The following is a 13,110-nucleotide window of genomic DNA, read 5'->3' as shown; positions in this document are numbered from 1 at the left end:
TCAGCTCCCCCAAGGGCGGGGCCTTTCCGCAACCACCGGCGCACGTATCCAACAGGGACAGGGGAACGCTCATGGGCACGCTCGACCAGATCACGATGCTGTTCAGCCAGGGCGCACGCACGCTGAAAGCACAGGGCCAGCTGACGCTCGCCGACGTCCTTCTGGCCCACCGAATGCCGCCATCGCTGTTCCAGGCGTACGAGGTGCCCGGTGATGGCAGCTTGAAGCCGATTCCCGTCTCGACTCCGCTGGACGACCTGGACGCCGACAAGCAGGTCATCCTGACGTGTATCCGCAACACCGACATCGACGCCATCGACCCGCTCAAGATTGAGACCGTGGAGCACGGCCCGGACCCGGTGGCGGCGATGTACGACTTCCAGTGGGCGAACGAAGCCAAGCAGCCGACCCACCGTGTGCACACCCTCGACGGCGACCAGGCGCAGGAGATCGTGTTCGGCAAGATCTCCGACTTCCTCACGAGCCACACGGCGGCGCCGCCCTTGGTGGCAGGGATCTCCGGCGGTGGCGATTCCAACACCCTCGTGCAGGGCACCCACCGCTACATCACCGAACACAACCACGACCCCTCGCAGGTGGTGTGCTTCACCCTCACGATGCCGCCGATCTGGCCAGAGTCGGCGACGGACCGTGCCGCCGCCTTGTGCGCGGAAGCCGGTTTCACCCACCGCATCCTGCACCCCGACGACATCGCGAAGCTTCTGCGGATGAGTAAGGGGCCGGATGAGCTGTAGCAGGAACTCTCCGACCGCTACACCCCCGATCTGGCGCACTTCTTCGCCACCAACCTGATCAACCTCGCCGGTCGTGCGATCTCCGACGAGATCGGTGGTAGCCGGCTGATGGTCGGCTACAACCGCGAAGACGTCGCGGCTGAGCTCTTGTTCTGCCTGATCAACGGCCGCCGCCCCATGCCCTTCCCGGTCCGCCGCACCGGCGGCACCGACGTCCTGATGCCAGTATGGGATGTGCCGAAGGCCATGCTGGACGCCTGCTACCCGAAGTTCTCCGAGGAGAACTACTCAGAGCGGGTGGATTGCTCCGCCGTGCGCCGCTCGTCCATCTACTACATGGCCCACGGCCTCGACGCACTCGTGCCTTCCATGTCCCTGTCGCTCATGACCGGGGTGAAGCAGCTGATGGACCAGGTCAACGGCTGGGAGCAACTGGAGAAGGTAGAGGGGAGCCCACTGATGCACACCGGCTACGGCGACCGCGACCAGCAGGCGGAGCTACTGGAGCGGCTGGCGCGATACTTCCCCAGCTGGAACCTGGCCGCCGCCGCAGCGTCGTAGGCTACGCGCAATCCATCCGACCAAGGAGCACAACTCGCCATGGCACAGGCCGCTCAGCCCCCGTCCGGAACCCGCGACTTCCTCGCCGACGACCTGCGCCGCCGCAAGCATGCCTTCGACACTCTTGCCGAGATCTTCGAACGCTATGGTTTCGACCCGTTGGAGACACCGGCGTTCGAGAACCTTCGGGTGATCACGGGCAAGTACGGCGAAGAGGCGACCAAGCTGGTCTTCAAGATCCTCAAGCGGGGAGTCCACGAGGCCGGCGGGCAGGCCGACCTTGCGCTGCGCTACGACCACACCGTGCCGCTCGCCCGCGTGATCGCCACGCACGGGTCGAAGCTGCCGCAGCCATTCAAGCGGTATGCGATCGGCCCGGTGTGGCGAGCAGACCGGCCGCAGGACGGCCGGTTCAGGGAGTTCGCCCAGTGCGACATCGACACCGTTGGCTCCACCTCGCCGTTGGCGGACGCCGAGATCGTCCTGGCGCTCGCCGACGGCCTGGGCGCCCTCGGCGTCGAGAACTTCACCTTCAACGTCAACAGCCGACGTGCCCTGCACGCCCTCCTCGACGTATACGGGGTGAACGAGGATGCGGGGGCTGGCGTGCTGGCCGTCCTGGACAAGCTCGATAAGACCAGCCCCGACGCTGTCGCCAAGGAACTGGCCACCGCACAAGGGCTCCCCCAGGACACGGCCGACAGCCTGGTGGCCGACGTGACCGCCACCGACCCGGACAGGATCCGGCAGCGCCTCGCCTCCACCGACGCTGGGACGGCCGGCCTCGCCGAGATCGATTCGCTGATCGAGCTGACCACCGGCGCCGGGCTAGCGGGCGACCGCATCCGCTTCAACCCAAGCATGGTCCGCGGCCTGGACTACTACACCGGTGCGATCTTTGAGGCGACCGCGGACGGCTTCTCGGGCTCCATCTGCGCCGGTGGCCGCTACGACCGCCTAGTGGCCACCCTCGGCGGCCCGGACATGCCCGCCTGTGGCGGCTCCATCGGCGTGGAACGCATCCTTGCCGGACAAGACCATCAAGACGCCTCGCCCCGGGGCTTGGATGTGGCGCTACCAGTTCTTGGCGACGAACAGCCGGTCGTGCTGCTTGCTGCCCAGATGCGCCGTCAGGGGCTGCGTACGGGCATTTACCTGGGCTCATCGAAGAAACTCGCCCGCCAGCTGAAGTGGGCTTCAGAGCAGGACACCAGCGTCGTGGCCATCCAGGGCCCGGACGAGCAGGCCGCGGGAGAGGTCACCCTACGCAACATGGACACCGGCGAGCAGACCACCGTTCCCCAAGACGAGGCTGCCGATCACGTCCGCCGCCTGATTTCCTGAGAACAGCGATACGGGACGCCGTCCGCGCCGGCGGCGACAAGTGAGGGACACTTGGAGCCGGCCGTGGTGCCCGGCCGCTGCTGCTCACATCGGACCGGGCACCCGGACTACGCGCCGGACACGAGCCGCAGACGGCGGCGCAGGATCTCATCCGCGGTCTTCGCCATCGCTCCGTCAGCCTCCGTGGTGAGGTGCGAGTAGATGGCGCTGGTGATGGCACCGGAGCCGTGCCCGAGCCGCTTCGAGACAGCCTCCATCGTGTGCCGGGACAGCAGGTGGCTGGCGTGGCTGTGGCACTGGCTGTGCGGCTTCGGGTCCTTCGTCGGACCGCGCTCGGCGGCCAATTCCTTGACCTCCTTCCACCGGGCCGTGTCGAACCAGGCGTTGCGCATCAGCGTCGCGCCCCTGGTGCCGGGCGGCGGGAAGAGGACGGCCTTGGGATGCTTTCCCTTCTTCCGCCGCACCAGGAGGCCATGATTTCGGCGGGGCAGCCAAGGGTCCGGAAGGCGTTGGCGGACTTGCCCTCGAATGTTGTCGATCTACGGGCTTCGGGAGGGGCCTTCGTACTCCCGCGGTGCTCCCGCGACGGCAAAAGCCCCTGACCTGTCGAAGTTCTCGCAGGTCAGGGGCTACATGGGATGGTGGAGATGGCGGGAATCGAACCCGCGTCCAACGAAGTGGAAGGAGGGCTTCTCCGAGCGCAGTCCGCTGCGATTTTCTCGGCCCCGGAGATCACGCGGACAAGTCTCCGACGGGCTCAGTCACTGTTTGTTGTCCCGCGCCGCTCCCGTGACCGGAACGTGCGGTGAGTTCCCTAGCTGATGCCAGTCCCCGGGCCGGGAACACTCCCGGGCTGACACCTCACCTACGCTGCGTCAGGCAGCGAGGGCGAAGGAATCGCGCTTGTTATTGGCGATTATTTTTTTGCGACACATGGTTAACGAGATCATTGCCGCTTCCTCGGCTCGCTTCCCCTGCTTCGACATCCGCTGTCGAAACCGATCATCCCCTGGGATGGTGCAAAAGCCTCCATGCCAACACCCTGTTCAGTTGTGACCGCCGACCGGTTGCCCGGCAGCGCCTCGTCCATCATACGTCACGCGCGCTGGCGGCGGCGGGCCGAGGAGATCGCGCGGTCCGCCTCGCGCCGGTCCTGCTTCTCCCGCAGCGTCTGCCGCTTGTCGTACTCCCGCTTGCCGCGCGCGAGCGCGATCTCGACCTTGGCCCGGCCATCCACCCAGTACAGGGCCAGCGGCACGAGCGTGAGGCCGCTCTCCTGCGTCTTGCCGATCAGCTTGTCGATCTCCGAGCGGTGCAGCAGCAGCTTGCGCCTGCGGCGGGCGCTGTGGTTCGTCCACGTGCCCTGGGCGTACTCGGGGATGTGCACGTTGTGCAGCCACGCCTCGCCGCCGTCGATCTGGGCGAAGCCGTCCACGAGGGACGCCCGGCCCTGGCGCAGGGACTTCACCTCGGTGCCGGTCAGTACCAGACCGCACTCGTACGTATCCAGAATGTGATAGTCATGCCGCGCGCGCTTGTGCTGCGCGATCAGCTTGCGGCCCTTTTCCTTTGCCATGACCTGTCAAGTCTACGTCGTGGAGGGGGACGGTGCGCCGGCCCAGTAAACCCGGGCCCGGGGGTTGAGCGCTAACGACTTCCGGCCAGGCCGCCGAGGACCGTCACGGCGCTGTCCGCCGCGTCCTCGCCTGGGCCGACGAGCAGGTCGGGCAGCAGGCCGTCCTCGTCCACCAGCCGCCCCGACGGCGTCGCGTAGTGCCCCACGGTCAGCTCCGCGACGGAGCCGTCCGGCTGGGTGCTCGGCATCTGCACGGTCCCCTTGCCGAAGGTGCGGCTCCCGACGACGACCGCCCTGCCCCGGTCCTGGAGCGCGCCGGTCACCAGCTCGGCCGAACTCATGGTGCCGCCGTCCACCAGGACGACGAGCGGCGTCGCCGTGTCCCCGCCCGGCTCGGCGTGCAGGGCGCGCTGCTCGCCGTGGACGTCGTACGTCGCGACGAGACCCCCGTCGAGGAACACCGACGCGGCGCCCGCCGCCTCGGTGAGGAGCCCGCCCGCGTTGCCCCGGAGGTCCAGCACCAGGCCGTCCCCGGCGGGCACGGCGGCGACGGCGGCCCGCAGCAGCTCGGCCGAACCCCGCGTGAACGAGGCGACCCGCACCCGCGTGACCCCGGGGACGTCCCGGCTGACCGTCACCGTCTCGGCCGTCAGCCTGGCCCGCGCGATCTCGGCCGACCAGTGCCGCCCGTCCCGTTCGAGGCCGACGCGCACGGTCGAGCCGGGCCCTGCCGCCGCCGCCTCGTCGCTGCCGCGCAGCCGCGCGACGGCGTCCGTGACGGCCCAGCCGTCCACCCGGACGCCGTCGATGGTGCGCAGCGAGTCCCCGGCGCGGACGCCCGCGCGCTCGGCCGGGCTGTCCGCGTGGACCTCGCTGACCTCGATGCGCCCGGCGGCCGTGCGGACGACCGCTATGCCCGTGCCGACGTACTCGCCCGCCAGCGTGTGCCGCAGCCGCTCGTACTCCTCCGGCGAGTACGCGGTGGACCAGCGGTCACCGCTGCGGCTCACCAGCACCTCGGCGTCGGCGGGCCGGGCGTCCGGCGCCGGGGCGTCGGCGCCGGACGCCGAGCCCTCGGGCCAGGAGCCGGTGGCCGCGCCGGTGACCAGGACGCCGAGGAAGACACAGGCCAGGGTCGCCCCACGCCTGACCGGGTGGGGCGAACGGCTGTGGCTGGCACGGGACATGCTGCGGAGTGTAGGGCACACCCCCGGGGCGCACGGGAGATCTCGCACGCGCGTGTGGCGGGCGGCACAACGCGCCCCGCCTACACCTTCAAAGCCCCGCTCACACCTTCAGATACTTGCGCAGCGCGAAGAACGCGGCGACCGACGGCATGAACGCCCCGACCAGCAGCACCATCGGCAGCACCCCGAGCACCGCGTCCCAGCCGATGAACTCGATCAGCGGGATCTCCTGGGCCAGGAAGTTGTTGATCGCGAAGTACTTGACGCCCACTATCAACACGCAGGCGAACAGCGCGCCCAGCACGCCCGCGATCGCCGCCTCCAGGATGAACGGCATCTGGATGTACAGGCCCGACGCGCCCACGAGCCGCATGATCCCCGTCTCGCGGCGGCGGCTGAACGCCGAGACGCGCACGGTGTTGACGATCAGCAGCAGCGCCACGACCAGCATCAGCGCCATGAGGCCGAGCGCCGCGTAGTTGACGCCGTTGAGCAGGTTGAACAGGTTCTCCAGCTGCGAGCGCTGGTCGATGACCTCGTAGACGCCGTCACGCCCCGCGAACGCCGACGAGATCACGTCGTACTGCGTCGGGTCGTGCAGCTTGACGCGGAACGACTCCTGCATCTGCTCGGGCGTGACGACGGCGGCCAGCGGCGAGTCGGCCTGCTGCTCCTCGTAGTGCTCGTACGCCTGCGCGGCGGACTCGTAGTAGACCTCCTCGACGATGTCGAACTCGCCGAGTTCCGCCTCGATCTGGTCCTTCTGCTCCTGGGTGACCGCGCCGCGCCGGCAGGCGGGCGAGTCCGCGTCCAGCTCGCTGCACAGGAATATCGAGACCTCGACCCGGTCGTACCAGTAGTCCTTCATGCTGTCGACCTGCTGGCGCGCCAGCAGGGCGCCGCCGAGCAGGGACAGCGACAGGGCGACCGAGACGATCACCGCGAAGGTCATCGTGAGGTTCCGGCGGAGACCGACACCGATCTCCGACAGGACGAAGTGGGCGCGCATGGCGTCCTTTCCGTGGATGTTCAGTGCTGGTAGCCGTAGACGCCGCGATGCTGGTCGCGGACGAGGACGCCCTTCTCCAGCTCGATCACGCGCTTGCGCATCTGGTCCACGATCTGCGCGTCGTGGGTGGCCATGACCACGGTGGTGCCGGTCCTGTTGATGCGGTCGAGCAGCTTCATGATGCCCACCGAGGTCTGCGGGTCGAGGTTGCCCGTCGGCTCGTCGGCGATCAGCAGCATCGGGCGGTTGACGAACGCGCGGGCGATGGCGACGCGTTGCTGCTCACCACCGGACAGCTCGCCCGGCATCCGCTCCTCCTTGCCGCCGAGGCCGACCAGGTCGAGCACCTCGGGGACGGTCTTGCGGATCTGGCCGCGCGGGCGGCCGATGACCTCCAGGGCGAACGCGACGTTCTCCCCCACCGTCTTGTTGGGGAGCAGCCGGAAGTCCTGGAAGACGGTCCCCAACTGGCGCCGCACCTGCGGGACCTTCCAGTTGGACAGCCGGCCCAGGTCCTTGCCCAGCACATGGACCGAACCGGTCGAGGCGCGCTCCTCGCGCAGCAACAGCCGCAGGAACGTGGACTTCCCGGAGCCGGACGAACCCACCAGGAAGACGAACTCGCCGCGCTCGACCTCCAGGGAGACGTCTCGCAACGCCGGCGCGTTCTGCCGGGGATACGTCTTGGACACGTTGTCGAATCGGATCACGGTTACACCATGTCGTTACGGGGTACAGGCAGGGGCCTTGCTGGGCAGACCATACGCGAACCCGCGCCCCGCCCGCAGGCAGCGTCCCGGCGCATCCCCCTTTGTCCGGTCGGGCCGGCCCGCCGCCGGTGCGCCAGGGGCCGGTGGGGACGCGGGAACGCGCGGTGCGCGCGGTGCGCCGCGCGGGGGCGGGGTTCGGTCACAGTCCGGTCCTGGCTTCTGCGTTTCCGGCCGTGTCCTGGCAGAGTGGAGGGCAGAGGGGGACACGAGAGGAGACGATCGCATTGACCGCCGACTGGCTGGTGTGCGCGAACTGCGCGGGGCGGGTGAGCGAGGGCCGCTGCGCGGTCTGCCGCGCCGAGCGGGCCCGGCTGCGCGACGAGGGGCGCGGCCCGTGGTCGTCCCTGGGCGGACCGGCGGGGCTCGCGGCTCTGCTGCTGGCGCTCGTCGCCGTCTGCCTGCTGGTGGCGCGCCCGGCCTGAGCCCGGCCGGGCGGGAGGCCGCCGAGACGTACGGAGGGGCCCGGAGCGATGTGCTCCGGGCCCCTCCGCCGTGCTGTCCCGCTCAGGCGGGACGGACGGTAGGCGTCACGCGGTGCCGTCAGGCGGCCGCCGCGCCGCCGCCGCCCTTGTTGATCAGGCGGGGCAGGTAGCGGAACGCCACGCCGCCCGCGATCATCGTCGCCGCGCCGGCGAAGAGCAGCGCCTGGTTCATCGAGGCGCCGGTCTCGGCCAGCTCGTCGCGGTCCTGGGCCTGGTCCTGGCCGCCGACGGTCTGCTGCTCGGTGAGGTCCTCGTCCGGGGCGGGCTGCTCGATCGGGTTGCCGGCGCCCTGGTTGTCGGGCTCCAGACCACCGTTGCCGCTGCCGCCCTCGTTCACGCCCTGAGGACCGCCGTTGCCGCCGTTGCCACCACCGGGGGTGCCGGCACCGCCGTCGTCCGCGCCACCGTCATCGGCACCACCGTCGTCCGCGCCGCCGTCGTCCGCGCCACCGTCGTCCGCGCCACCGTCGTCCGCGCCACCGTCGTCGGCACCACCGTCGTCCGCGCCGCCGTCATCGGCACCACCGTCATCGGCACCACCGTCGTCCGCGCCGCCGTCATCGGCACCACCGTCGTCCGCGCCGCCGTCATCGGCGCCACCGTCGTCCGCGCCACCGTCATCGGCACCACCGTCATCGGCACCACCGTCGTCCGCACCACCGTCATCGGCACCACCGTTGCCGGAGCCGAGGTTGAGCCCGCCGAGGTCGAGGCCGTCGCTGTCGCTCTGGATGCCGACACCGGCGATGGCGGCTTCGTTGCTGGTCGGCTTCTCGCCGGCGTTCTGGGCAGACGCCGTGCCGACGACCGCGAGCGAGGCGCCCGCGGCGAAGACGGCCGCGGCGGCGACGCGCGCCATGTTGGCCCTCGTCTTAGGACTGGCCATGTATCCACTACCCCCTGTAGCTGTTTGGAGCTGACATCGTCCCGAATGTGCGGGGCAGCCTGTCGCAAGGGTGGTGGCGGTGCGGGGAGTTCCGGTTCCTTCACTCGCCCCCTGGCGCACAACGACCCCGGATCACAGAGGCATGCCAGGCGATCAGCTTTCCTGGTGAACGCATCCGCCGTCAAGCGGGATGTCCGGTAAATTCCGGGTGGGGCGTGATAGTTGCGTGACGGTTACTTGTCCTGCTGTTTCCGCCAGCGGATTCCGGCTTCCAGGAAGTCGTCGATATCCCCGTCCAAAACGCCCTGCGGGTTTCCGACTTCGTGATCCGTGCGCAGATCCTTGACCATCTGGTACGGCTGGAGGACGTAGCTGCGCATCTGGTTGCCCCAGGAGTTGCCGCCGTCGCCCTTGAGCGCGTCCATCTTCGCCTGCTCCTGCGCCCGCTGGTGGGCGAGCAGCCTCGACTGGAGGACGCGCATGGCGGCCGCGCGGTTCTGGATCTGGGACTTCTCGTTCTGGCAGGAGACGACGATGCCGGTCGGCAGGTGCGTGATGCGGACGGCGGAGTCGGTGGTGTTCACGGACTGGCCGCCGGGACCCGAGGAGCGGAAGACGTCCACGCGGATGTCGTTCTCGGGGATGTCGATGTGGTCGGTCTGCTCGACCACCGGCAGGACCTCGACGCCCGCGAAGGACGTCTGGCGGCGGCCCTGGTTGTCGAAGGGCGAGATGCGCACCATGCGGTGCGTGCCCTGCTCGACGGACAGCGTGCCGTACGCGTACGGAGCCTTGACGGCGAAGGTGGTGGACTTGATGCCCGCCTCCTCCGCGTACGAGGTGTCGAGGACCTCGGTCGCGTAGCCCCGGCGCTCGGCCCAGCGCAGGTACATGCGCTGGAGCTGCTCGGCGAAGTCGGCCGCGTCCACGCCGCCCGCCTCGGCGCGGATGGACACCATGGCCTCGCGCTGGTCGTACTCGCCGGACAGCAGCGTGCGGACCTCCAGCTCGTCCACGGCCTTGCGGACGGACGCCAGCTCGGCCTCGGCCTCGCGCCTGGTGTCCGCGTCGTCCTCCGCCTCGGCCAGCTCGAAGAGGACCTCCAGGTCGTCGATGCGGCCGTGCAGCTCCTCCGTCTTGGTGACCTGGCCCTGGAGCAGCGACAGCTTGCTCGTGACCTGCTGGGCGCGCTCCGGGTCGTCCCACAGGGTCGGGGCGGCGGCCTGCTCCTCCAGCGAGGCGACCTCGGCCTTCATGCTGCCCAGGTCGAGGACGGCCTCGATCGACTCCATGGTGGAGCGGAGGGACTTCAGAACTTCGGAAACATCGACGACTGCCACGCGACCAGCGTAACCGCTGGGGGCGGGGGTCAGGGGGTGGCCGGGTCGCCGTTCTCCACGACGAGGGCGGGGGCGCCGCCGGGCGGGGCGCCGTTGTCGCCGTCGGAGCCGCCCGAGGAGAGCAGCCAGCCGCCGATGGCGACCGCCAGGGCCACGCCCGCCGCGGTGAGGGCCAGGCGGCGGCGCCTGCGGTCTCCTGGGCGGCGCGCGGCTCCGGCACGGCGTGCGCCGGGGGCGCGAGGGGTGCGCGCGGTGCCGTGGGCGCCGCCCGCCAGCTCGTCGGCGCCGGGGACGCGCATCCGGGTGTGCGTGATCCGCTCGCCGTCCGGCGCGGAGCCCCGGACGAGGGGTACGGCGGCGCGCGCGGGGCCCGGCTCGCGCGGGGCGCCCGCGGCGACCGGCTCCGGCGCGGGGGCGGCCTCGCCCGCCGTGACGGGGTCGCCGATGTCCAGCGGCGGCAGCCCGGCGAGCAGGGGCGTCAGCTCGCGGAGGCGGGACGCCAGCTCGGCGGCGCGGAGCCGGGACGCGGGGGCCTTGGCGAGGCACTGCTGGATCAGTTCCCACAGCTCGCGGGGCAGGCCCGGCAGCTCGGCGGCCTTCTCGGTGACCTGGCGGCGCAGGACCGCGCCGGGGTGGCCGCCGCCGAAGGGGGTGAACCCGGCGAGCAGTTCGTACAGCACGGTGACCAGGGCGTAGATGTCCACGGCGGCGCGTGGGGGCAGGCCCTCGACGATCTCCGGCGCCATGTAGTCGGGGGTGCCGACGACGCCGGACTTGCCCGCGTGGCGCGGCTCGTCGATCAGCTTGGCGACGCCGAAGTCGGTGAGCAGCGCGGTGGTGGCGCCGTCGCGGATGTCGAGCAGGATGTTCTCCGGCTTGACGTCGCGGTGGACGATCCCGGCGGCGTGCGCCACGGCGAGCCCGGAGGCGACGCCCGCCACGAGGGAGACCGCCTCCAGGGGCGCGAGGCGGCGTTCGCGCTCCAGGTGCGCGCGGAGGTCGGGGCCGCGGACGAGGTCCATCACGAGGGCGATACGGTCGTCCGCGTCGGCGCCGGAGTCGGCGGGGTCGCCGACGATCAGGTCGCGGACACCGACGATGTTCGGGTGTTCGAGGCCGAGGAGCGCGTGCCGTTCGTGGGCGAACCGCTCGGCCAGGTCCGGGTCGGCCGCCAGGTCCTCGCGCAGCAGCTTGATGGCCACGGGGCCGTCAGGGCCCTCGCCGAGCCAGACCGTTCCGGCGCTGCCGCGCCCCAGGACGCGGTGGGCGGTGTAGACGCCGCCGATGTTCCGTGCCATGGCGTGAGGCTACGACGAGCGCCGGGCGGCGTGCGGACAAGCGCGCCAGGATTGCCCGGTTTTATGGGCATGGCCCGGGGAAATTCGGTTCGCGGAAGTCGATAAATCCCCGAGGCCGCCGTCAATTGTTCGGCATGTTCTCCTGGATGTCCTCGACCTGTTGGTTCGCCTCGTCGATGAGGCCGAGCCATTCCCGTACGTCGTCGAACCAGTCGGTGACCGTGTCCCAGAAACTCCGGCCGTCCGCAATCCAGTCCTGGACCGGTGTGAAGTTCCACACGAGAACGACGATCACCACGAGAATCAGGACCATGAAGAGGCAGCCCTTCAGGCAGCCGAGCCCGGGAATGCGCATCGGGTTCGCGCTGCGTGACCGGCCGCGGTCGCGCGGGGGCTCGTCCCTGCGGTCGTCCTGCCGCCGCGGCGGCACCGGCTGCTGCGGCGGGACGGGCTGGCGGTACGGCTGCTGGTACTGCTGCTGATACGGCTGCTGCGCGTACGGCGACGCCTGCGGCTTGCGGTAGTCCTGCTGCGGCTGCTGCTGCGGCGGGTACGCGTACCCCTGCGGCTGCTGCGCCTGCGGGGGCGCGGGGCGGCGCTGCTGCTGGCGCCGGGGCGCGCGCTGGAGCGGGTCGTACGGGTCGACGGGCTGCACGCGCGTCGGCTCGTTGCGGTCGCGGGCGGCGCGCATCTGGTCCTGCCAGGGGTGCGGGCCCTCCGGCTCGGGGGCGCCCGAGGTGGGGAGGGCGCGCGTGGTGTTGAGGTCGTCGCCGCCGTTGTCGCGCTGGGGCAGGACGCTGGTCCTGCCGAACGGGTCGGCGGCGGGCTGTCCGCCGCCCGAGCCGCCGGGGAGGACCTGGGTGGGCTCGGCGGAACCGGGGGGCGAGATGCCGGTGCCCGGCACCTTGACGGGGCGGGCGTCCGGCACGAGCAGGGCCGTCACGCCGAGGGCGGCGTCGCGCTGCTCGGTGGTGGCGTGCTCGGAGATTCCGGCGGCGACGGTGCGCAGGGCGCGCGCGAGACCGGCGGCGCCGGGGCGTTCGGCCGGGTTCTTGCGCAGGCAGCACTCGATGACGGTCCACAGCGGTCCCGGCAGTCCGTCGGGGCGGCGCGGCTCGTCGCTGAGGTGGCGGCGCAGGACCTCCAGGGTGCTGCCGCCGCCGAACGGGGGCTGGCCGGTGAGCAGTTCGTACAGGACGATGCCCGCCGCGTAGACGTCGACGGCCGAGGTCTGCGGCTTGCCCTCGGCGGACTCGGGCGCGACGTAGGAGGGGGTGCCGACGAACTCGTGGGCGCGCGTCACGCCGGGGGAGTCCGCGAGGCGGGCGATGCCGAAGTCCGTGAGCATCGGGCGCATGGGGCGCGGCTCGGCGGGCGGGCCCGGCGGGTCGGTGCGGCGTTCGGCACCGGCGAGCAGGACGTTCGCGGGCTTGAGGTCGCGGTGCACGATGCCCTTGGCGTGCGCGGCGGCGAGCGCGTCGGCGATCTGGGCGGTGAGCAGCGCGGCGCCGACGGGGCTGAAGGGCCCGTTCTCGTACAGGTAGCGGTGCAGGTCGGGGCCGTCGATGAGGTCCATGACCAGGGCGATCATGTCGCCCTCGACGACGAGGTCGCGGGTGCGGACGATGTTCTGGTGGCTGTCGTTGCCGAGCCGCAGCAGGACGGCGCGCTCACGCATGAAGCGCATCACGACGTCCGGGTCGGCGGCCAGCTCCTCCTTGAGGACCTTGATCGCGACGCGTTCGCCCGGCTCGCCCGTGACGGCCGCCTCGTCCCCGGCGGCCTGGCGCTGGCGTCCGAGCCAGACGGTGCCGGTGGCGCCGCGTCCGAGCGGCTCTTCGAGCAGGTACTTGCTGCCTACCGGCCGCACGTGCGCTCCCTGGTGCTGTGTCGGGACCCGAG

13 protein-coding genes and 1 other RNA gene are annotated in these 13,110 nt (G+C 70.9%); 4 read left to right on the top strand and 10 right to left on the bottom strand.

Annotation, left to right across the window (positions count from 1 at the left end):
* The first annotated feature begins 71 nt into the window (after positions 1-71).
* The 3 genes from ACL02R_RS10920 to hisS all read left to right on the top strand — a co-directional run bounded on the left by ACL02R_RS10920 (position 72) and on the right by hisS (position 2,660).
* Positions 72-755 (top strand): hypothetical protein, encoded by a 684-nt coding sequence (locus ACL02R_RS10920; protein ID WP_412796661.1) that lies wholly within the window; start codon positions 72-74, stop codon positions 753-755.
* Between the two features lie 108 nt (positions 756-863).
* Complete coding sequence (locus tag ACL02R_RS10915) at positions 864-1,316, top strand: hypothetical protein (RefSeq protein WP_412796660.1); 453 nt, start codon at positions 864-866, stop codon at positions 1,314-1,316.
* Positions 1,317-1,355: 39 nt separating this feature from the next.
* Entirely contained in the window at positions 1,356-2,660 is a 1,305-nt protein-coding gene (gene hisS, locus ACL02R_RS10910; RefSeq protein WP_412796659.1) for a histidine--tRNA ligase, read from the top strand.
* 107 nt (positions 2,661-2,767) lie between these two features.
* Here the strand turns inward: hisS and ACL02R_RS10905 are convergent, their stop codons facing one another.
* The 6 genes from ACL02R_RS10905 to ftsE all read right to left on the bottom strand — a co-directional run bounded on the left by ACL02R_RS10905 (position 2,768) and on the right by ftsE (position 7,142).
* Positions 2,768-3,124, bottom strand: a complete 357-nt coding sequence (locus ACL02R_RS10905) for a tyrosine-type recombinase/integrase (RefSeq protein WP_412796658.1) — start codon at positions 3,122-3,124, stop codon at positions 2,768-2,770.
* Positions 3,125-3,299: 175 nt separating this feature from the next.
* Positions 3,300-3,670, bottom strand: a transfer-messenger RNA (tmRNA) gene (gene ssrA / locus ACL02R_RS10900).
* Between the two features lie 86 nt (positions 3,671-3,756).
* Positions 3,757-4,236, bottom strand: a complete 480-nt coding sequence (smpB, locus tag ACL02R_RS10895) for an SsrA-binding protein SmpB (RefSeq protein WP_412796657.1) — start codon at positions 4,234-4,236, stop codon at positions 3,757-3,759.
* Between the two features lie 71 nt (positions 4,237-4,307).
* Positions 4,308-5,423 (bottom strand): S41 family peptidase, encoded by a 1,116-nt coding sequence (locus ACL02R_RS10890; protein ID WP_412796656.1) that lies wholly within the window; start codon positions 5,421-5,423, stop codon positions 4,308-4,310.
* Between the two features lie 100 nt (positions 5,424-5,523).
* Positions 5,524-6,432, bottom strand: a complete 909-nt coding sequence (gene ftsX, locus ACL02R_RS10885) for a permease-like cell division protein FtsX (RefSeq protein ID WP_362967701.1) — start codon at positions 6,430-6,432, stop codon at positions 5,524-5,526.
* Between the two features lie 20 nt (positions 6,433-6,452).
* Complete coding sequence (gene ftsE, locus ACL02R_RS10880; RefSeq protein ID WP_362967702.1) at positions 6,453-7,142, bottom strand: cell division ATP-binding protein FtsE; 690 nt, start codon at positions 7,140-7,142, stop codon at positions 6,453-6,455.
* 284 nt (positions 7,143-7,426) lie between these two features.
* On the opposite strand from ftsE, the gene ACL02R_RS10875 reads away from it, so the two are divergent.
* On the top strand, positions 7,427-7,624 hold the full coding sequence (locus ACL02R_RS10875) for a hypothetical protein (protein ID WP_362967703.1): 198 nt from the start codon (positions 7,427-7,429) through the stop codon (positions 7,622-7,624).
* A 118-nt stretch (positions 7,625-7,742) separates the two neighbouring features.
* Here ACL02R_RS10875 and ACL02R_RS10870 read toward each other — a convergent pair whose 3' ends face one another.
* The 4 genes from ACL02R_RS10870 to ACL02R_RS10855 form a co-directional block, all read right to left on the bottom strand.
* Positions 7,743-8,570 carry an LPXTG cell wall anchor domain-containing protein gene (locus ACL02R_RS10870; RefSeq protein ID WP_412796655.1) on the bottom strand — a complete coding sequence of 276 codons (828 nt, stop codon included), beginning with the start codon at positions 8,568-8,570 and terminating at the stop codon, positions 7,743-7,745.
* 233 nt (positions 8,571-8,803) lie between these two features.
* A complete protein-coding gene (gene prfB, locus ACL02R_RS10865; protein ID WP_412796654.1) occupies positions 8,804-9,910 on the bottom strand; it encodes a peptide chain release factor 2 in 1,107 nt (368 codons plus the stop codon).
* 29 nt (positions 9,911-9,939) lie between these two features.
* Positions 9,940-11,208: a serine/threonine-protein kinase gene (locus tag ACL02R_RS10860; RefSeq protein WP_412796653.1), complete on the bottom strand. Its 1,269-nt coding sequence runs from the start codon at positions 11,206-11,208 to the stop codon at positions 9,940-9,942.
* 121 nt (positions 11,209-11,329) lie between these two features.
* The gene (locus tag ACL02R_RS10855; protein ID WP_412796652.1) at positions 11,330-13,078 is read right to left on the bottom strand and encodes a serine/threonine-protein kinase; all 1,749 of its coding nucleotides are present in this window, start codon (positions 13,076-13,078) and stop codon (positions 11,330-11,332) included.
* Positions 13,079-13,110: the final 32 nt, after the last annotated feature.

It is taken from the genome of Streptomyces sp. MS19 (genome assembly GCF_047200595.1).
Lineage (GTDB): Bacteria > Actinomycetota > Actinomycetes > Streptomycetales > Streptomycetaceae > Streptomyces.
The sequence above is the reverse complement of the archived record's forward strand: the minus strand, read 5'-3'. Positions and strand labels throughout refer to the sequence as shown.

Excerpts from the sequence above, each read along its gene's own strand:
- ACL02R_RS10920 (WP_412796661.1), top strand. The coding sequence starts at position 72 with ATGGGCACGCTCGACCAGATCACGATGCTGTTCAGCCAGGGCGCACGC.
- ACL02R_RS10915 (WP_412796660.1), top strand. The coding sequence starts at position 864 with ATGGTCGGCTACAACCGCGAAGACGTCGCGGCTGAGCTCTTGTTCTGC.
- hisS (WP_412796659.1), top strand. The coding sequence starts at position 1,356 with ATGGCACAGGCCGCTCAGCCCCCGTCCGGAACCCGCGACTTCCTCGCC.
- smpB (WP_412796657.1), bottom strand. The coding sequence starts at position 4,236 with ATGGCAAAGGAAAAGGGCCGCAAGCTGATCGCGCAGCACAAGCGCGCG.
- ACL02R_RS10890 (WP_412796656.1), bottom strand. The coding sequence starts at position 5,423 with ATGTCCCGTGCCAGCCACAGCCGTTCGCCCCACCCGGTCAGGCGTGGG.
- ftsX (WP_362967701.1), bottom strand. The coding sequence starts at position 6,432 with ATGCGCGCCCACTTCGTCCTGTCGGAGATCGGTGTCGGTCTCCGCCGG.
- ACL02R_RS10870 (WP_412796655.1), bottom strand. The coding sequence starts at position 8,570 with ATGGCCAGTCCTAAGACGAGGGCCAACATGGCGCGCGTCGCCGCCGCG.
- ACL02R_RS10860 (WP_412796653.1), bottom strand. The coding sequence starts at position 11,208 with ATGGCACGGAACATCGGCGGCGTCTACACCGCCCACCGCGTCCTGGGG.